General features: G+C 70.0%; 21 protein-coding genes. 6 read left to right on the forward strand and 15 right to left on the reverse strand.

Going from position 1 to position 18298, the window contains the following annotated elements:
- Positions 1-41: 41 nt before the first annotated feature.
- Together ACZ58N_RS35510 and ACZ58N_RS35515 are read right to left on the reverse strand one after the other, a co-directional pair.
- A complete protein-coding gene (locus tag ACZ58N_RS35510; RefSeq protein WP_471168704.1) occupies positions 42-935 on the reverse strand; it encodes a helix-turn-helix domain-containing protein in 894 nt (297 codons plus the stop codon).
- A 352-nt stretch (positions 936-1287) separates the two neighbouring features.
- On the reverse strand, positions 1288-1710 hold the full coding sequence (locus ACZ58N_RS35515) for an ATP-binding protein (RefSeq protein ID WP_471168707.1): 423 nt from the start codon (positions 1708-1710) through the stop codon (positions 1288-1290).
- Positions 1711-1865: 155 nt separating this feature from the next.
- Here ACZ58N_RS35515 and ACZ58N_RS35520 point away from each other — a divergent pair, with 155 nt between their 5' ends.
- Both ACZ58N_RS35520 and ACZ58N_RS35525 read left to right on the forward strand, forming a co-directional pair.
- The gene (locus ACZ58N_RS35520; protein WP_471168710.1) at positions 1866-2723 is read left to right on the forward strand and encodes a helix-turn-helix domain-containing protein; all 858 of its coding nucleotides are present in this window, start codon (positions 1866-1868) and stop codon (positions 2721-2723) included.
- Positions 2720-2902 carry a DUF397 domain-containing protein gene (locus ACZ58N_RS35525; protein WP_471168712.1) on the forward strand — a complete coding sequence of 61 codons (183 nt, stop codon included), beginning with the start codon at positions 2720-2722 and terminating at the stop codon, positions 2900-2902. The genes ACZ58N_RS35520 and ACZ58N_RS35525 overlap by 4 nt, the downstream gene beginning before the upstream one ends.
- Positions 2903-2986: 84 nt before the next feature.
- Here ACZ58N_RS35525 and ACZ58N_RS35530 read toward each other — a convergent pair whose 3' ends face one another.
- The 4 genes from ACZ58N_RS35530 to ACZ58N_RS35545 all read right to left on the reverse strand — a co-directional run bounded on the left by ACZ58N_RS35530 (position 2987) and on the right by ACZ58N_RS35545 (position 6918).
- Positions 2987-4339 carry a dicarboxylate/amino acid:cation symporter gene (locus ACZ58N_RS35530; protein WP_471168715.1) on the reverse strand — a complete coding sequence of 451 codons (1353 nt, stop codon included), beginning with the start codon at positions 4337-4339 and terminating at the stop codon, positions 2987-2989.
- A gap of 399 nt (positions 4340-4738) precedes the next feature.
- The gene (locus tag ACZ58N_RS35535; RefSeq protein WP_471168862.1) at positions 4739-5008 is read right to left on the reverse strand and encodes a DUF4229 domain-containing protein; all 270 of its coding nucleotides are present in this window, start codon (positions 5006-5008) and stop codon (positions 4739-4741) included.
- 237 nt (positions 5009-5245) lie between these two features.
- Entirely contained in the window at positions 5246-6409 is a 1164-nt protein-coding gene (gene mqnE, locus ACZ58N_RS35540) for an aminofutalosine synthase MqnE (RefSeq protein ID WP_471168718.1), read from the reverse strand.
- Between the two features lie 53 nt (positions 6410-6462).
- A complete protein-coding gene (locus tag ACZ58N_RS35545; RefSeq protein ID WP_281206151.1) occupies positions 6463-6918 on the reverse strand; it encodes an Lrp/AsnC family transcriptional regulator in 456 nt (151 codons plus the stop codon).
- 111 nt (positions 6919-7029) lie between these two features.
- Between ACZ58N_RS35545 and ACZ58N_RS35550 the strand changes: the two genes are divergently transcribed.
- Positions 7030-7176 carry a hypothetical protein gene (locus ACZ58N_RS35550; protein WP_471168869.1) on the forward strand — a complete coding sequence of 49 codons (147 nt, stop codon included), beginning with the start codon at positions 7030-7032 and terminating at the stop codon, positions 7174-7176.
- Here the strand turns inward: ACZ58N_RS35550 and ACZ58N_RS35555 are convergent.
- Positions 7173-7865: a UbiX family flavin prenyltransferase gene (locus tag ACZ58N_RS35555; protein WP_471168721.1), complete on the reverse strand. Its 693-nt coding sequence runs from the start codon at positions 7863-7865 to the stop codon at positions 7173-7175. The two genes, ACZ58N_RS35550 and ACZ58N_RS35555, sit on opposite strands and share 4 nt — an antisense overlap.
- A 98-nt stretch (positions 7866-7963) precedes the next feature.
- Here ACZ58N_RS35555 and ACZ58N_RS35560 point away from each other — a divergent pair, with 98 nt between their 5' ends.
- Entirely contained in the window at positions 7964-8569 is a 606-nt protein-coding gene (locus ACZ58N_RS35560) for a rhomboid family intramembrane serine protease (protein ID WP_471168724.1), read from the forward strand.
- Here the strand turns inward: ACZ58N_RS35560 and mqnP are convergent.
- The 3 genes from mqnP to ACZ58N_RS35575 are packed head-to-tail and all read right to left on the reverse strand — an operon-like array spanning position 8566 to position 11425.
- On the reverse strand, positions 8566-9489 hold the full coding sequence (gene mqnP, locus ACZ58N_RS35565; protein WP_471168727.1) for a menaquinone biosynthesis prenyltransferase MqnP: 924 nt from the start codon (positions 9487-9489) through the stop codon (positions 8566-8568). The genes ACZ58N_RS35560 and mqnP overlap by 4 nt on opposite strands.
- Positions 9486-9971, reverse strand: coding sequence for a hypothetical protein (locus ACZ58N_RS35570; protein WP_471168730.1), 486 nt, complete (start codon positions 9969-9971; stop codon positions 9486-9488). The genes mqnP and ACZ58N_RS35570 overlap by 4 nt, the downstream gene beginning before the upstream one ends.
- Entirely contained in the window at positions 9968-11425 is a 1458-nt protein-coding gene (locus ACZ58N_RS35575; RefSeq protein ID WP_471168733.1) for a menaquinone biosynthesis decarboxylase, read from the reverse strand. The genes ACZ58N_RS35570 and ACZ58N_RS35575 overlap by 4 nt, the downstream gene beginning before the upstream one ends.
- Positions 11426-11516: 91 nt before the next feature.
- Here ACZ58N_RS35575 and ACZ58N_RS35580 point away from each other — a divergent pair, with 91 nt between their 5' ends.
- Positions 11517-11882, forward strand: a complete 366-nt coding sequence (locus ACZ58N_RS35580; RefSeq protein WP_471168735.1) for a PLD nuclease N-terminal domain-containing protein — start codon at positions 11517-11519, stop codon at positions 11880-11882.
- A gap of 113 nt (positions 11883-11995) precedes the next feature.
- A complete protein-coding gene (locus ACZ58N_RS35585) occupies positions 11996-12532 on the forward strand; it encodes a hypothetical protein (protein ID WP_471168738.1) in 537 nt (178 codons plus the stop codon).
- Positions 12533-12656: 124 nt separating this feature from the next.
- Here the strand turns inward: ACZ58N_RS35585 and ccsB are convergent, their stop codons facing one another.
- The 5 genes from ccsB to ACZ58N_RS35610 form a co-directional block, all read right to left on the reverse strand.
- Positions 12657-13736 carry a c-type cytochrome biogenesis protein CcsB gene (gene ccsB / locus ACZ58N_RS35590; RefSeq protein WP_471168741.1) on the reverse strand — a complete coding sequence of 360 codons (1080 nt, stop codon included), beginning with the start codon at positions 13734-13736 and terminating at the stop codon, positions 12657-12659.
- A complete protein-coding gene (gene resB, locus ACZ58N_RS35595; protein ID WP_471168744.1) occupies positions 13733-15472 on the reverse strand; it encodes a cytochrome c biogenesis protein ResB in 1740 nt (579 codons plus the stop codon). Before resB ends, ccsB begins: the two co-directional genes overlap by 4 nt.
- A gap of 13 nt (positions 15473-15485) precedes the next feature.
- On the reverse strand, positions 15486-16259 hold the full coding sequence (locus ACZ58N_RS35600) for a cytochrome c biogenesis CcdA family protein (RefSeq protein ID WP_471168747.1): 774 nt from the start codon (positions 16257-16259) through the stop codon (positions 15486-15488).
- A gap of 4 nt (positions 16260-16263) precedes the next feature.
- Positions 16264-16908, reverse strand: coding sequence for a TlpA family protein disulfide reductase (locus ACZ58N_RS35605; RefSeq protein WP_471168750.1), 645 nt, complete (start codon positions 16906-16908; stop codon positions 16264-16266).
- A gap of 66 nt (positions 16909-16974) precedes the next feature.
- On the reverse strand, positions 16975-18207 hold the full coding sequence (locus ACZ58N_RS35610) for a polysaccharide deacetylase family protein (RefSeq protein WP_471168753.1): 1233 nt from the start codon (positions 18205-18207) through the stop codon (positions 16975-16977).
- Positions 18208-18298 lie beyond the last annotated feature (91 nt).

The following is an 18298-nucleotide window of genomic DNA, read 5'->3' on the forward strand; positions in this document are numbered from 1 at the left end:
ATGACGCTGCCGGGGACAAGTGGCCACTCGCCCCCTCCTTCTCAGGCGGCTGCGGCGTCGGCTGCGGGTGGACAGTCGGCGCAGCGACCCGGGACGGGCGCGCGGAAGGCACGGTCGCAGCCGTCGCAGTTCTGCAGCGGGTCGGGCCTCGCGGCCGGAGCGGCGGCCGGAACGGCCGAGAGCCGTGGCGGCCTGGACCACGTGAGTCGGTAGCCGAGCAGGGCGGCCGGGTGTCGCAGGTCGGGGGGCAGATCCGCGACGAGGACCGTCCGCACGGCTTCCGGGGTGGCACCCCGGTGCAACCAGTCCGCCACCCCGGGCACGAGTTGTCGTACGGAACTCTCCGAAAGCAGCAGCCGAGGGTCGTCCTCCCGCAGCCGGGTGAGCAGCGCCTCGGCCGCCCGCCACTCGGGACCCCCGATCCGCGGCCCGAACCGCGGCTCCGACTCCGATGCGGGGTTCGGATCCGATACGGGGTCCGGATCCGGATCCGGGACGGGCCGCAGGTCGGAGGCGGCCTGCGGGTCGGGGGCGGGCCCCGGTCCCTGCTCCTGGACCGGCCCCGGGGCGGGCTGCGGGCCGAGCGGGCCGAGCTCCGGGACGGTGCCGGGCTCGGCCGGGTCCGGCACGAGTGCGCGGTCGCCCGGCGGGATCGGCGGGGGCGACGGAATCGACGGCGTGCCCTTCGGGCGGTTGTAGGAGACCGTTCTGGTCACGATCCGCCCGTCGCCGGTCCGCACGCGGCTCCGCTCCAGGTAGCCGTACGCCTCCAACTCCCGCAGGGCCGTCGCGATCCGCGTCTCCCCCTCCGGGAAGCGGCCGGCGAGCGCCTGGATGCCGATGCGGGAACCGGCGGGCAGCGATTGGATGTGCAGGGCGAGCCCGATCGCCGTGAGCGACAGCTCGCGGTGCTGGGCGAGGTGGTTGCCGACCACGGTGTAGTGAGTGGTATGCCGCGTGTTGACGTGGACGACACCGGATCGAATGGTCCCGGAGGGAACTCGGGACGAGGCGGGCGAGGGCGCGCTAGGGTGCCTTGAAGCCATGGGGAAGATGCTGCTTCCTGATTGGTCAGGCCCTCGTTCGGGATGCCAGTCCCGGCGGGGGCCGTCTCATGTCTAAGAGTTGCGGGGCCGAGCATATGCCGCTCAACCGGAGCAAAAGCCAGCCCGGTTGGCGTAGTTCACTCGTGTGAGTGAGCGGGGAGCCGGAGGGGTGGGGTTGGTTGGTTTCCCCTCGGTACTTGGTGCTTAGAGGTCGAGCACGACCGCGTCCCGACCTGCCGCGTCACGGTCCGAGCCCCTCCCCGGGCAGGTCCAGTTCCGCCCAGACCACCTTGCGCGGCGGCGGCCCCTGGTCCACGCCCCATCGGTCGGCCAGCGCGGCCACCAGCGCCAGCCCCCGCCCGGACTCCGCGTCCGGGTCCGGGTCGCGAAGACATGGGATCCGGTCCCGCCGCGTGTCCACCACCTCGATCCGCAGCACGCCGCCGATGCGGGTGAGCACGACCTGGAAGTCCCGCCCGGGCACCCGCCCGTGCGTGACCGCGTTGCCGGCCAGCTCCCCCACGATCAATGCGGGCCCGTCTGACGGAAGTCCCCAGAACCGCACGTGCTCGGCAGCGAGCCGCCGCGCCCGGTGCGCGCCGTGCGGCGTCGCGGCGAGCCGTACGCCGAACTGGTATTCGGTGAACCAGATTTGAGTATTCACAGCGCCCAGCGTGGAACGCCCTGCCTACCGTTTTCCGGGCGAACACCCCTCGGTCCGGGCTTTGTCCCGCGCTTGTCCCGCGCTGTAGGGGCTGTCCCGGACCCCGGAGGGACAGGACTGCTGAGTCGATTTCGGTGCGTCAGGAGCGAGCGGGCATGACGATGGACACGGACGGTACGGAAGACGCGGGCTGGGACGTCGACCCGGATGACGAACAGGGCGTCGCGGTCCTGTCGGCGCTCGGCCGCCAGCTCAGGGCGTGGCGCGAGGAAGCGGGCCTGCGGGCAGCCGACTTCGGCGTCGAGGTGGGCTACGGGGAGGACCTGGTCCGCAAGATCGAGGGCGGCAAGCGGATCCCCCGCCCGGAGTACCTGGACAAGGCCGACGAGGCCCTGCGGGCGAACGGGAAGATCGCCGCGATGAAGGCGGACATGGAACGGGTCCGCTACCCGAAGAGGATCCGAGACCTGGCAGATTTGGAGGGCCGGGCCGTCGAGATGAACACCTACAACAACCACAACGTCCATGGCCTGCTGCAAACCCCTGAGTACACACGGGCACTGTTCAGGACATGGCGGCCGGTCTATACGCCGGACGAGACTGAACGGATGCTCGCCGCGCGCATGGCACGCCAGTCGATCTTCGACCGCTCCCCCGCCCCAACCCTCAGCTTCGTCCAAGAAGCGGTCACGCTCTCCCGCCCAATCGGGGGGACAATGGTGCTACGCCGACAGCTCCAACGCCTGTTGGAGGTAGCCAAGTTGCCCAACGTGGAGTTCCAGGTCATGCCGACCGACGTCGAGGAGCACGCAGGCATGGCGGGGCGCATCCAGGTACTGAAATTTCCGGACGGATCAGCCGTGGGACGGTCCGACGGAGCGTTCCACGGCCGTCCGGTCTCCGACCCGAAGCAGCTCCGGATCCTCGAACTGCGCTATGGCATCATCCGAGCTCAGGCGCTCACTCCCCGGAAGTCGCTCGCATTCATCGAGGAACTGCTAGGAGAAACATGATCTACAACCCCGAGCTGCGCTGGTTCAAGAGCAGCTACAGCGACAGCAGCGACGGGAACGACTGCGTCGAGGTGGCCCGCACCCCCGCTACCGTCCACGTCCGCGATTCCAAGGACACCGCGCTCCCCCACCTGGCGTTCGCCCCCGGCGCCTGGGCGGCGTTCGTCGCACGCGCCTGACGCCCCCGTACGCGAAACACCGCGACCCCCGCCCGGACGGGGGCGGGGGTCGCGGCGGGCGGGCGCGCTCGGGGCGCGTCCGGATCAGGCGGTGACGGGGACCGGGGCGCCGGCCTTGTCCTCGGCCGGGGTCGCGGCCTGATCGGCCTTCTCGTCCAGCGGGGAGGCGGAGGCGGTGGCGTACGCCTCCTTGTCCAGGATCCCCTCCCGGGCGGAGACGATGACCGGGACGACGGCCTGGCCGGCCACGTTGGTGGCGGTGCGCATCATGTCGAGGATCGGGTCGATCGCCATGAGCAGGCCGACACCGGCGAGCGGCAGGCCCAGCGTGGACAGGGTCAGGGTGAGCATCACGGTCGCGCCGGTCAGACCGGCCGTGGCGGCGGAGCCGACCACCGAGACGAACGCGATGAGCAGGTACTCCTTGATGCCCAGCTGCACGTCGAAGATGTTCGCGATGAAGATCGCGGCGAGCGCCGGGTAGATCGCGGCGCAGCCGTCCATCTTCGTGGTGGCGCCGAACGGGACGGCGAAGGAGGCGTACTCCTTCGGGACGCCGAGGCGCTCGGTGACCTTCTGGGTGACCGGCATGGTGCCGACCGAGGAGCGGGAGACGAAGGCGAGCTGGATCGCGGGCCAGGCGCCCTTGTAGAAGTGGAGCGGGTTGATCTTGGCGACGGCCCACAGCAGCAGCGGGTAGACGCCGAACATGACGAGCGCCGAGCCGATGTAGACGTCGGCGGTGAAGGTGGCGTACTTGCCGAGGAGGTCCCAGCCGTAGCTCGCGATGGCGGTGCCGATGAGGCCGACGGTGCCGATCGGGGCGAGGCGGATGACCCACCACAGGGCCTTCTGGAGGAGTTCCAGGACCGACTCGGCGAGGTTCAGGACCGGCTGCGCCTTGGCGCCGAGCTGGAGGGCGGCGATACCGGCGACGGCGGCCAGGAAGACGATCTGGAGCACGTTCAGCTCGGTGAACGGCGTGATGATGTCCTTCGGCACGATGCCGGTCAGGAAGTCGATCCAGGAGCCGGTCCGCTTGGGCTCCTTGCCGTCGGCCGGGGTGAGGCCGGTGCCCGCGCCGGGGTTCGTCAGCAGGCCTATCGCGAGGCCGATGCCGACCGCGATCAGCGACGTGATCATGAACCAGAGCAGGGTGCGGGAGGCGAGCCGTGCGGCGTTGTTCACCTTCCGCAGGTTGGTGATGGACACCAGGATCGCGAAGAACACGAGCGGGGCGACGGCCAGCTTCAGCAGCTGGATGAAGATGTCACCGACCTGTTCGAGGGTGGTCTTCAGCCAGCTGATGTCCTGGCTGCGGGCGAGCCAGCCGAACAGCACGCCGAGCACGAGACCGGCGACGATCTGGGCCCAGAACGGGAACTTGAAGGAGGCCTTGGCGGGAGCCTGGGCCTGGGGCGTGGCGGACACGGACACTCTCCGGGGGGACGCACGAGGTACGGCGGAAGGTTCTGCGAGGGGTGCGGTGCGGCAGCAGCCGGAAGGGGCCGGGCCGGCCGGGACCGCTGCTGTATCGATTCAGCTCAACTGCGGAGGGAATCAGCGGCAACAGCAACAGGCCGCGGACACGCGGCGGCAGAGGTCGACGTGCAGGCGCGCCACGAGCGGGACGCTCGCGGTCATCGGGTGCGCAACTGAGGTCAACATGTTGAACACGCTAACACTTCTCCTTTGAGAAGCCCAAAGTCATTCTTTGATCCCGTGGCGCCCCGAGCCCGCCCCGCCCGGCCCGGAAAACACGAAAGCCCCAGCGTTACGGGCGGCACTCCCGTAGCTGGGGCGGTTCGGTGTGTGAGGAAGCCAACGCGGCTCCGGTCAGCCGACGCGGGCGGCGTCGTCGGCGACGTCCTCCTGGCTGCGGTTCGCCGCGAGCCGGTCCTTCGCACCCGCGACGCGTCCGGAGATCTGCACGGACATCGCGTCGCGCTGCTTGCGCAGGAGGACGAACGAGAGCGGGGCGGACAGCACGAGCGCGAGCAGCACGATCCAGGCGGGGTTGGCGTCACCGAGGCCGGAGGGCACCCAGCCCAGGCGGACCAGCAGGGCGACGAGGACCAGGCATCCGACGAAGATGCCCAGGCGCATCGCGGTGTAGCGGATCGTCGCGCTCGTCTTGAGGGACACGGTGACCCCTTCTCTCTCGTCGTACTGCGGGCATGGCGTGCCCGTCCAGTGAAGCACGCCGGGGCCCCGCGACGGCCCGCCGGGGGTCGGTGCCGCATCGGCACCGCATCGGTCGGGGCGCGGCGGGGGCGCTTCCGGCGCGGGCAACGGAAAGGCCCCGGTCCGCGGGGACCGGGGCTCCTTCAGGGATGCGGGGGCTCAGAGGCGCATGGCCTGCGGGGTTTCGCGCAGGTCGGCGTCCGGGCCGGGGTACTCGCGGATGATCTCGTAGCGCGTGTTGCGCTCCACGGGGCGGAAGCCCGCCTCGCGGATGAGGTCGAGGAGGTCCTCGCGGCCGAGCTTGTTCGGGGTGCCGTAGTTGTCGGCGTCATGCGTGATCTTGTACTCGACGACCGAGCCGTCCATGTCGTCCGCGCCGTGGAGCAGCGCGAGCTGGGCGGTCTGCACGCCGTGCATCACCCAGAACACCTTGACGTGCGGGACGTTGTCGAAGAGCAGCCGGGAGACCGCGAAGGTCTTCAGCGCCTCGGCCCCGGTCGCCATCGAGGTGCGCGCCTGGAGCTTGTTGCGGACCTTGCCGTCCTGCATGTCCACGAAGTCGTGCTGGTAGCGCAGCGGGATGAAGACCTGGAAGCCGCCGGTCTCGTCCTGGAGCTCGCGCAGCCGCAGCACGTGGTCCACGCGGTGGCGCGGCTCCTCGATGTGGCCGTAGAGCATCGTCGCCGGGGTCTTGAGCCCCTTGGAGTGGGCCAGCCGATGGATGCGCGACCAGTCCTCCCAGTGGGTGCGGTGGTCGACGATGTGCTGACGGACCTCCCAGTCGAAGATCTCCGCGCCGCCGCCCGTCAGCGACTCCAGACCGGCCTCGATCAGCTCGTCCAGGATGTCGGAGGCCGACATCCCGGAGATCGTCTCGAAGTGGTGGATCTCGGTCGCCGTGAACGCCTTCAGCGAGACGTTCGGCAGCGCCTCCTTGAGGGCGGACAGCGAACGCGGGTAGTACCGCCACGGCAGGGTCGGGTGCAGGCCGTTGACGATGTGCAGCTCGGTGAGGTTCTCGTTCTCCATGGCCTTGGCCAGGCGGACGGCTTCCTCGATGCGCATCGTGTACGCGTCCTTCTCCCCCGGCTTGCGCTGGAAGGAGCAGTAGGCGCAGGAGGCGGTGCACACGTTCGTCATGTTCAGGTGGCGGTTGACGTTGAAGTGGACCACGTCACCGTTCTTGCGCGTGCGCACCTCGTGCGCGAGGCCACCGAGCCAGGCCAGGTCGTCCGACTCGTAGAGGGCGATGCCGTCCTCACGCGTCAGCCGCTCGCCGGAGCGGACCTTCTCCTCCAGCTCACGCTTGAGCCCAGCGTCCATGCCGGTGTCTCCTCTTTGTCCTGACCTGCCTGCAACCGCCACCCACCGTACTCTCAGCTCTCCTCGGGCAGCTCCCCGACCCGGTTCTCCCACTTCGTGGAGAGCACGATCGTGGTGCGGGTGCGCGAGACGCCCTTGGTGCCCGAGAGCCTACGGATGATCTTCTCCAGGCCGTCGACGTCGCTGGCGCGGACCTTCAGCATGAAGGAGTCGTCGCCCGCGATGAACCAGCAGTCCTCGATCTCCGCGAGGTCGCGGAGCCTGCGGGCCACGTCCTCGTGGTCGGCCGCGTCCGAGAGGGAGATCCCGATCAGCGCGGTGACGCCGAGTCCGAGCTCGGCGGCGGCCACCGTCGCGCGGTAGCCCGTGATGACGCCGGCCGTCTCCAGCCGGTTGATGCGGTCGGTGACGCTGGGGCCGGAGAGGCCCACGAGACGGCCCAGCTCCGCATACGAGGCACGACCGTTCTCACGAAGTGCCTGGATGAGCTGCCTGTCCACCGTGTCCATTACGTGGAGCCTTCCATTATTCGGCGATTCTGCAAGTCTAGGTATAGAATCAAAGGCACGCAGGGTCAACACCCTGCGAATCTTTCAACAGATCAATGACGATCTTCAGGAGTGGTGTTCACCGTGTACACGATCGAGATGGCCTACGCGCACATGCGACAGCTCCAGGAGCTGGCCAACCGATCCCGCACCGACCAGCCGTCCGCCGCCCACCGCGTGGACAAGACCCGCAAGCCGCGCAGCGCCAAGAAGCGCTAGTCACCGCCGCCTGCCCCCTCGGGAGGACGGGAGCCGCCACCGAGCTCCCCCTCCCACCTGCGGTACAGCACGTGCGGCACACCCGCCGCGTCGAGCACCCGCCCCGCGACGAAGTCCACCAGGTCCTGGATGTGCGTCGCCCCCGCGTAGAACGCCGGAGAGGCGGGCAGCACCACTGCGCCCGCCTCGTCCAGCGCCACCAGGTGTTTCAGGGTCTGCCCGTTGAGCGGGGTCTCCCGCACCGCGACCACCAGCCGGCGCCGCTCCTTGAGCGTCACGCTCGCGACCCGCTGGAGCAGGTCCTTCGACAGCCCCAGCGCCACTCCGGCCACACAGGCCGTCGACGCCGGCACGATCAGCATCCCCTTCACCCGGTACGAACCCGAGCTCGGCCCGGCCGCCAGATCGCCCGCGCCCCAGTATCGGACGTCGTCCGAATCCGGCGTCGCGAACGTCCCGGGCTTCCCGTCCGCCCCACGCTCCAACCACCGGGCCAGATCGTCGCGCCAGTGCGCGTCGCGGAAGGCGATGCCGGTCTCGTCCAGGAGGGTGAGCCGGGAGGCCCTGCTCACCACCAGGTCCACGCTTTCCCCCGCTGCCAGCAGCCCGCGGATCACCGCCGCCGCGTACGGCGTCCCGGACGCCCCGGAAACCCCGACCACCCACGGGGTGCGATTGCGCTCAGTCATAGCTCCGAGACTATCCGGCCACGCCGGAAGGGCACTGGGTAAGGTGACCCGACGTTTCAAGGGGTGGGACGCGCGACGTGGGAGAGGACGGGGCCGCCATGGGGGACACGCAGGTCGAGGAGTGGAGCCGCGTGGAGCGGGCCAAGGCCGCCGGCATGCTGATGGTGGGCTGGGTGGGCCTGCTCTGGCTGATAGAGGCGGTCGACTACGCCACCGGGCACGCGCTGGACGCGTACGGGGTCGCGGCCTGGGACCCGGGAAGCCTCCTGCGGTCCCCGCTGGCCGCGTTCCTGCACTACGGCTTCGACCACGTCGCCGCCAACAGCGTCCCGCTGCTGGTCTTCGGCTTCGTAGCCGCCCTCGGCGGGATCCGCCGCTTCCTGGCCGTCAGCGCCCTCATCATCGTGGCCGACGGCATCGGCACCTGGCTGTTCTCGGCGCCGGGCAGCATCACCGCAGGCGCCTCCGGCCTGGTCTTCGGCCTCTTCGGCTACCTCGTCGTGCGGGGCTTCGTCGAACGCAAGGTCCTCGGCATCGTGGCGGGCGTGGCCATCGGCCTCTACTGGGGCGCCACCGCCTTCTACGGCATCCTGCCGATCAACGACGGGATCAGCTGGCAGGGCCACCTCTGCGGCCTGGTGGCCGGCGTGGTCACGGCCCTCTTCTTCCGCCGGCCGGCCCCCACCACGACCCTCACGCTCTAGAAGGTCAGGCCCCGCACGACCAGGTCCAGCAGCGCGCACACGAACAGGGCCATCCCGATGAACCCGTTCACCGTGAAGAAGGCGCGGTTAAGGCGGGACAGGTCGTGCGGCTTGACGATGGTGTGCTCGTAGAGGAACGCGCCGACCACGATCACCAGACCGACCCAGAACAGCACGCCCGCGTCCGTCAGCACGCCGTACCAGGCCAGCAGCGCGGTGGTCACCACGTGCGCGCCGCGGGCACCCCACAGGGCCGCCGGGATGCCGAAGCGGGCCGGGACCGAGCGGACTCCCTCGGCCCGGTCCGCCGCCACGTCCTGGCAGCCGAAGATCAGGTCGAAGCCGCCGATCCACACGCCGACGGCGAGCCCCAGCACGACCGCGTCCCAGGACCACTCGCCGGTGACGGCCAGCCAGGCCCCGACGGGCCCCATCGCCTGGGCGAGGCCCAGGATGGCGTGCGGGAAGTCCGTGAACCGCTTCCCGTACGGATACACCACCATCGGCACGACGGCGACCGGCGCCAGCATCAGGCACAGCGGGTTCAGCAGCGCCGCCGAGCCCAGGAAGACGACGAGCGCGATCCCGGCGCCGGTCCACGCGGAGCGCACCGACACCGCGCCGGTGACCAGTTCGCGCCCGGCGGTGCGCGGGTTCCGGGAGTCGATCTCCCGGTCGATGATCCGGTTGGCCGCCATCGCGAAGGTCCGCAGCCCGACCATGCAGATGGTCACGAGCAGCAGCGTGCCCCAGTGCACGGTCCCGTCGAGCCGGTACATCGCGGTGAAGGCGGCGATGTAGGCGAACGGCAGCGCGAAGACCGAGTGCTCGATCATCACGAGCCGCAGGAAGGCCTTCACCCTGCCGTTCGTCCGGGGCGCGGGCCCGGGGTCGAGGACCCCCTCGGCGGCCGATGTCATCCGAGGGACCTCCGGAACTGTTCGAGTTCGACGCGCAGGTCGGCGAGGGCGGTGGGGCCGATCTCCACCTCCAGCGGCGGCGTGCCCTCCGAGGGCGGCGGGACGACGGACGCCAGGAAGGCGAAGCCCTCGCCGGCGGGGCGCCCGCTGAGGCGCAGCACGTCGTGGGCGGCCACGGTCAGCACGACCGTGAACTCGGCGTCCGGGTCGGCGGTCGCGTCCAGCAGGCTGCCCGCGAAGGCGTCGGCGTCGGCGGTGGACAGCTCGTTGAGGGCGATCTCGCGGCCCTCCCCGTCCGTCCGGTCGGCGATCAGCTGCCACAGGTCGGACGGCCCCGCGAACTCCTCGGGGGTCACTCCGGCCCGCTCGGCGGCCTCCCGGACGCCCGGCTGCGCCGGGTCGATCTCGGGGCGGACCAGCGCGACGCAGGGCGTGTCGGTTCCGATGAAGAGGGCGGGTCCGCCCACGGCGATGGGACTCACAGTCCGTACTCCTTCCAGCGGCGGTCCACGAGGGCCGCCGTCGCGGGGTCGGACTCCACCATGTCGGGCCAGCCGCCGTCGCGCGTGTAACCCTCCTCCGGGAGTTTCTTCGTGGCGTCGATGCCCGCCTTGCCGCCCCAGAACTGCTGGTACGAGGCGTGGTCCAGATGGTCCACCGGCCCCTCGACCACCGTCAGGTCGCGCGCGTAGTCCGTGTTGCCCAGCGCCCGCCAGGACACCTCGTGCAGGTCGTGGACGTCGCAGTCCTTGTCCACCACGATGATCAGCTTGGTCAGCGACATCATGTGGGCGCCCCAGATGGCGTGCATGACCTTCTGCGCGTGCTTCGGGTACTTCTTGTCGATCGAGACGATCGCGCAGTTGTGGAAGCCGCCCGACTCCGGCAGGTGGTAGTCCACGATGTCCGGCACGATGATCTTCAGGAGGGGCAGGAAGAACCGCTCGGTGGCCCGCCCCAGCGGACCGTCCTCGGTCGGCGGCCGGCCGACCACGATGGACTGGATCAGCGGACGCCTGCGCATCGTCACGCAGTCGATCTTCAGCGCGGGGAAGGGCTCCTGCGGGGTGTAGAAGCCGGTGTGGTCGCCGAACGGCCCCTCGGGGAGCATCTCCCCGGGCTCCAGCCAGCCCTCGATGACAACCTCGGCGTTGGCCGGGACCTGGAGCGGGACCGTCTTGCAGTCGACCATCTCGATCCGCTTGCCCGCGACGAACCCGGCGAACAGGTACTCGTCGATGTCGCCGGGCAGCGGTGCGGTCGAGGCGTAGGTGACGGCCGGCGGGCAGCCGAAGGCGATGGCGACGGGCAGCCGCTCGCCCTTCGCCGCGGCGACGGCGTAGTGGTTGCGGCTGTCCTTGTGGATCTGCCAGTGCATGCCGATGGTGCGCTTGTCGTGCCGCTGGAGGCGGTAGAGGCCCAGGTTGCGCACGCCCGTCTCGGGGTGCTTGGTGTGCGTGAGACCGAGGTTGAAGAAGTCCCCGCCGTCCTTGGGCCAGGTGAACAGCGCCGGGAGCTGGTCGAGATCGACGTCGTCGCCGGTGAGGACGACCTCCTGGACGGGCGCGGAGTCGCCCTTCACCTTCCGCGGCGGGACGTGCACCATCGAGCCGAGCTTGCCGAAGGCCTCTCGGACGCCGATGAAGCCCTGCGGGAGTTCGGGCTTCAGCAGCCCGCCGATCTTCTCGCTGATCTCCGCGTACGACTTCAGGCCGAGGGCCTTCAGGAGGCGCCGGTCGGTCCCGAAGACGTTCATGGCGAGCGGCATCGCCGAGCCCTTGACGTTCTCGAAGAGCAGCGCGGGACCCCCCGCCTTGTTCACTCTGTCGACGATCTCCCCGACCTCCAGGTACGGGTCGACTTCGGCCTTGATGCGCTTGAGGTCGCCCTCTCGCTCCAGAGCCCGGAGCAGCGAGCGGAGATCGTCGTAAGCCATGGGGCCCAGTATCCGTCACCCTCTACCCTGGAAGCGTCACCGGGGCCCGACGCGGGCCCCGCCGCCACTGCCCGGGAGTCGGTCCCACACCGTGCTGCGCCTTCTGCCCTTCGTACTTCTCCTCGCACTGACCATCTACGCGTTCGTCGACTGCCTGAACACCCCGGAGGAAGAGGTCAAGGTCCTCCCCAAGGGGGTCTGGGTGATCATCATCCTGCTGTTCTCGATCGTCGGCCCGGTGGTCTGGCTGTTCGCGGGCAAGAAGCGCTCCGCGGTGGGCGGCGGTGGCGGCCGGTCCCGCAGGAACCAGTGGGTCGCCCCCGACGACAACCCGGACTTCCTCAAGTCGTTGCGCGACGAGCAGGAGAAGAAGGACGAGGCGCAGCGCAAGGACGAGGGCACCGACGGCGACGGCGATCGTGACCGCGAGAAGGACAAGGACAAGGACAAGGACTAGTTCCGCTCCGGGAACCCCCGTGCGGGGCGCGCTCGTTGACGGGGAGCGGCGCGGGCCGGGATGTGACGCGAAAGACGATTGAACGCGTTCAAGTCGGCTGACAGAATCACCCCATGCCACTGCCACGGGCCCCGCACCACCGCGGGCCGCGGATCATCGACACGGCCCTGCGCAACCTCCTCGCGTACGGCGTGCTCGTCGCCGCCCTGCTCGCCATGACCGGCTGGAACCCGCAGCGATCCGCCCCCGGCCCCGTCCCCGCCGTCTACGACGCCCGTCTCTCCGAGATCGTCGGCACCTGGCGCTGCGTCGACGGCACCGTGGTCGTCTTCCACGCCGGCGGCACCGCCTCCGTCACCCTCCTCGACGGCCAGGAACGCGACTACGCCGCGGGCTGGCGGCTCTCCGGCCCGGCCACCTGGACGCTCACCGACGACCAGCCCGCCGGCCGCAACCTCGGCCAGCACCTGCGCCTGGACCTGCCCGCCGCCACCGGCACCGCGACCCGCGGCAACACCGTCACGCGGACCCCGGGCCGCTACTCCTGGACCTTCGAGCTGCGCCGCGACGAACGCCGGACCCTGGAGCTCTACTTCTTCCTCGGCCCCTCGCAGGGGAACGGCGCCTACGTCCTGGAGAAGGACGCCTGAGCCGCGCCGCGCCCCGGCCCGTACCCCTTCGGAGCCGGCACGCGAAAAGGCCCCGCCGCCCGCCCGACGCGGTCGGGGCGGGCGGCGGGGCCTCCTGGGGGGCTCGCGGCGGCGGGACCGCCGGTCAGACGCCCGCGTACGAGTGCTTGCCGCTGAGCAGGATGTTCACGCCGTAGTAGTTCCAGATCCAGCAGGCGAAGGCGAACAGTGCGAGGTACGCGGCCTTGCGACCCTTCCAGCCCGCCGTGGCGCGCGCGTGCAGGTAGCAGGCGTAGGCGACCCACGTCACGAACGACCAGACCTCCTTGGGGTCCCAGCCCCAGTAGCGGCCCCAGGCGTCGCCCGCCCAGATCGCGCCCGCGACGATGGTGAACGTCCACAGCGGGAAGACCGCCGCGTTGATGCGGTACGAGAACTTGTCGAGCGAGGCCGAGGAGGGCAGCCGCTCCATCACCGAGGTGCGGAAACGACCCGGCGTGCGGCCCGCCTCCAGGTGGCTCTCGTAGCTGTCGCGGAAGAGGTACAGCACCGCACCGGCCGCGCCGATGTAGAAGACGGCGCCGCAGAAGATGGCGGTGGAGACGTGGATCCACAGCCAGTACGAGTCCAGGGCCGGCACCAGCTGGTCGCTGTCGGTGTACAGCACCTTGACCGCGATGCCGAGGTCGAGCAGGACGGTGGTGACCAGGATCAGACCGAGCCAGCGGACGTTCTTCTTCAGCGCGAGCAGCAGCAGGTACGCGCCGACGGCCACCGTGGAGAAGGTGATCGAGAACTCGTACATGTTGCCCCAGGGCGCCCGCTGCACCGACAGCGCGCGGGCGACCACGCCGGCCGCCTCGATGAGGAAGCCCAGCGCGGTCAGGGAGACCGCGACGCGCCCGTACAGGTCGCCCTGCTCGTCGCCGCCGGCGGCGCCCGGGCCGTCCGGCACGTCGCGCGAGCCGGTGGCGGACCGGGTGACGACCTTCGGCTTGTCGAGGACGGCGGTGCCCCCCTTGCCGCGCACCTGCACGGCGGGCGCCTCGGCGGCCTGCGGCGCGGTCAGCGCGGCGGCCGTACGGGCCACCTTGCTGCGGCTGCCGAAGGTCCACTCGGCGATGTGCGCGAGGAAGGCGAGCGTGTAGACCGCCATCGACGAATAGATCAGGTAGTTGCTGATCTGCGCCAGGTTCTCATTGGCTGCGACTGCGAGCGGCGTCATCCGCGCTCCCCTTCAACGTTTTCCTTGACAGGTTGTCCGGGCGCCGAGGGCGCCTGCTGGTGGAGGGCGGCGGAGAGCACCGCGAGCTCCTCCGGGAGCCTGGCGGACTCGCTGCGGCCGAGGCCCGCCATCTCGACGACGGTGACGCCGTCCTTGCCGGTCACCGCCCGGACCCAGATCCGGCGGCGCTGGATGAACAGTGAGGCGGCCAGACCGCCGATGGCGACGATCGCGCCCGCGAGGGCGAGGCCGTTGGCGGGCTGCTGCGTGACCGAGAAGGTCGCCCAGCGCTCGATGCCCTCGAACTTCACGGTGCCCGCGCCGTCCGGCAGGGTCATCGTCTCGCCGGGCAGCAGCCGCTTCTTGAAGAGCTCGCCCTGCTCGTCCTTGAACTCCTTCATCTTCGAGGTGTTCAGCTGGTACACGTTCTGCGGCAGGCCCGAGTCCACGCCGAGGCTGCCGTGGTAGGCGCTGAGCGCGAGCACGGGGAAGTCCAGGGCGGGGAACTGGGAGAGCATCGTGCCCTTGCCCTCACCCGCGAAGGTCGGCACGAACATGGCGTTGAAGCCGAGCTGCTCCTGCTTCCCGTCCTTGTCCTTGTAGCCGTCGGTGACCTTGACCGCGCCCGAGGAGCTGAGGTTGGCGTCGAACGGCAGCATCGGCACGGCGTCCTTGAAGATCACCTTGCCGTCGGGTCCGGTCACCGAGATGACGGGCGCGTAGCCGTGGCCGAGGAGGAAGACCTTGGAGCCGTCGATCTCCAGCGGCTTGTTGACCTCGATCTCGGTCTTGACCGGCTTGCCGTGCGCGCCCTCGCTGAAGGAGACGTACGCCTTGAAGTCGCGCGGGGTGCCCTTCTGCGGGCCGCTCGTCTCGTACGTCGCGTCGAACTTGTCCAGGGTGAACGAGAACGGCGGCAGGCTGTCGGGCGAGAAGAGGCCGCCGTACTTGAAGTCGTCGTACTGGGTCAGCGTGTTCGAGAAGCCCTTGCCGCGCAGGACGAGCTTGCCGCCCTCGGACTTGTAGAGCTGCCCGACCGCGAACGCGACCAGCATGAAGATCAGGGCGATGTGGAAGGCCAGGTTCCCGGCCTCGCGGAGGTAGCCCTTCTCGGCGGCCACGGCGTTGCCGGCCGCGTCCGTGCGGAAGCGCCGCCCGCCGAGGAGGGTCTTCGCCGAGGCGAGCACCTCCTCCGGGGACTTCTCCGTGCGCCACGTCGCGTAGGCCGGCAGCCGGTCCAGCCGCCGGGGGGCACCCGGCGGGCGACCGCTGAGCTGACCGATGAACTGCCAGGTGCGCGGCACGATGCAGCCGATGAGCGACACGAACAGCAGGATGTAGATCGCGGAGAACCACACCGAGCTGTAGACGTCGAACAGCTGGAGCTTCTCGGCGATCGGCACCCAGAACTCGTGCTTGTCCTTCCACTCGGCGACCTTCATCGAGTCGACCTGCGTCTGCGGGACGAGCGAGCCGGGGATCGAACCGAGGGACAGCAGGAAGAGCAGGATCAGCGCCACCCGCATCGAGGTGAGCTGGCGCCAGAACCAGCGGGCCCAGCCGATCACGCCGATGCCGACGGGCGCGGACGGCGCGTCCTCCAGCGGGGCCGTGGACAGCTGCGCGCCGGCGGCGAGGTCCGCGGCGTCCGCGGCCGAGGTGTCGGTGGTGTCGGGTGCGTCCGCGGGGGCGGAGTCGTGGGGCGCCGCGCCGGGCGCCTTGTCGGTCGTACTCATGTCCGTGTAGTCCTCAGATCCCCACCGTGAAGCTCTCGCTCCAGCTCTGCATCTCCATGACGATGCTGCCCCACCATCCTGTGACGAGCAGGATTCCGGTGGCGACCAGCATGCCGCCGCCGATGCGCATCACCCACGCGTAGTGCTTCTTCACCCAGCCGAAGGCGCCGAGCGCCTTGCGGAAGGCGACCGCGGCGAGGATGAACGGTACGCCGAGTCCGAGGCAGAAGACGGTGGTCAGCAGCGCGCCACGACCGGCGCTCGCCTGCTCGAAGGCCAGGCTGTTGACGGCGGCGAAGGTCGGACCCATGCAGGGCGTCCAGCCGACGCCGAACAGGACCCCGAGCACGGGCGCGCCGAGCAGGCCCGCGGTCGGCTTCCGGTGGAAGCGGAACTCGCGCATCGTCAGGCCGGGGATGAGCCCCATGAAGAACAGGCCGAGGACGATCACCAGGACGCCGAGCACCCGGGAGATCACGTCCTGGTGGGCCTGGAGGGTCTGCCCGAAGTACCCGAAGAGCGCGCCGGTGGAGACGAAGACGGCGGTGAAGCCGAGGACGAAGAGGGTGGCCCCGGCGACCATCCGGCCGCGCCGGGCTTCGGCGAGGTCCACCCCGCCGACGCCGGTGACGTACGACAGGTATCCGGGGACCAGCGGCAGCACGCAGGGCGAGAAGAAGGAGACCAGACCGCCGAAGAGGGCGATCGGCAGGGCCGCCAGCAGGCCGCCGTTCAGGACCGTGGTGTTGACGCCGATCGGTTCGGCGGCGAGGAGGAGCTCGACCACGAGGTCACTTCTCCGCGAGGAGCGGGTCGATCATCGAGCGCAGTTGCTCCTCGTTGAGCGCGACGAGGGCGCGGGCCGCGATCCGGCCCTCCTTGTCGAGGACGATCGTGGAGGGAATGGCCTGCGGGTTCAGCGTGCCCTTGGGGAAGCGGAGCATCAGCTTGCCGTCCGGGTCGTAGAGGCTCGGGTAGGTGATCCCGTAGGTCTCCTCGAAGGCGGCCGCGTTCTGCTTGCTGTTGTCGCGGGTGTTGAGGCCGACGAAGGTGACGTCCTTGCCGCCGTCGGCCATCTCCTTGGAGACCTTCGCGAAGTACGGGGCCTCGGCCCGGCACGGCGGGCACCAGGAGCCCCAGACGTTGAGGACGACGACCTTGCCCTTGAGGGTGGTGGTGTCGAGGGTCTGGCCGGCGACCGTCTCGCCGTCGAGCTTGGGGGCCTCCTTGCGGTCGGCCCGGGCGACGGTGGAGATGCCGCTGGGGCCCGCCACGTAGTTGCCGCCGCCGGACCCGGAGGGCTTGCCGCCGTCGTCCCCGTCGCCGCACGCCGTCAGGGTCATGGCGCTCGCGAGGGCCACCGCGGTCAGCAGGACGGTGCGGCCGCTGGTCGAGCGGCGGCTACTTCGGCGGCGAAGGGCGCGGCTAAGGCTCATGTGAAAAGTTTCGCATGAGCGATTTGCGGATCTTCCGCACCCCCCGACGCGAAGTCAATGCGCTGGTCAGGCACGGGAGAGGTACGTGGACCAGCCACCGTCCGGTTGCTTGCCCGGTCCGAGGGCGTGCAATTTGGCCAGTACGGCCGGGTCCTGGACGTCCAACCAGTCGGTGAACTGCCGGAAGGATATGAGCCGTACATCCTTTTTGTCCGCAATGCCCTTGAGGGCCTCCTCGACGGCGTCCATGTAGATGCCGCCGTTCCACTCCTCGAAGTGGTTGCCTATGAAGAGGGGCGCGCGGTTGGTCTCGTAGGCCCGCCGGAACCCGCCGAGGTAGGTGGCGGTGGCCTGGGAGCGCCAGCCCGGGTAGTTGGCCGGAGGGCCCTTCGTCGAGTTCTTCGACTGGTTGGCCAGGATGTTGTAGTCCATCGACAGCACGTCGAAGGAGTGCCCGGGGAAGGGCAGCGACTGCAGGGGAAGGTCCCAGACCCCGTCCTTCTTCACGGGCCAGGTCTGCAGGCCGCCGGGCGAGCTCGCGTCGTAGCGCCAGCCGAGTTCGCGGGCGACGGGCAACAGGGTGTCCCGGCCGAGCAGACAGGGGGTGCGGCCGCCCACCAGTTCCTTGTGGTAGTCGAAGGGCAGCGGTTCCAGGTCGGTGAAGCCGGTGTTGGTGCGCCAGCCGGTGACGAACGACACGGCCTGGTCGATCTCGGTGCGCCAGTCCTCGGAGGTCCAGTGGGCCACGGAGCCGGGGCCCGCGCAGAAGTGGCCGTTGAAGTGGGTACCGATCTCGTGCCCGTCGAGCCAGGCCTGGCGGACGTGGCCGAGGGTGGCTCGGATGTTCTCGTCCTTCAGGTAGCCGATGTCCGAGGCACCGACGGGGTTGCGCGGCGGCTTGTAGAGGTGCTTCTTCGACTCGGGCAGCAGGTAGAGGCCGGAGAGGAAGAAGGTCATGGTCGCGTCGTGGTCGCGGGCGAGCTTGAGGAAGCGCGGGAAGAGGCCGTTGCCGACCTCGCCGGCGCCGTCCCAGCTGAAGACGACGAACTGCGGTGGCGTCTCGCCCGGCTGGAGCGGCACGGGCGCCGCCGGCTGTCGGGGCTGCGGGCCGGTGTCCGCGGTCGAGCCGTCACCGATCGGCTTGGCGTCGGGTTTCGCGGGACCCTTGGTGGGGTCCGGCCCAGCACCCCCCTGTCCGGATCCGCCGCCTCCGCCACCGCAACCCGCGACGGCCGTCGCGGCGGCGGCAGCGCCGAGTCCGAGCAGTGTCCTTCGACTGAAGTCTCGTACGTCGCTCATGAAATGTCATATAAACGGACAATCCAAGGGCGTCGACACCTCGCCCCGCCCGGACGCACGGAACTTGCCCCAACCCATCCCGAACCATTGC

Source organism: Streptomyces sp. NPDC040432 (assembly GCF_055595445.1).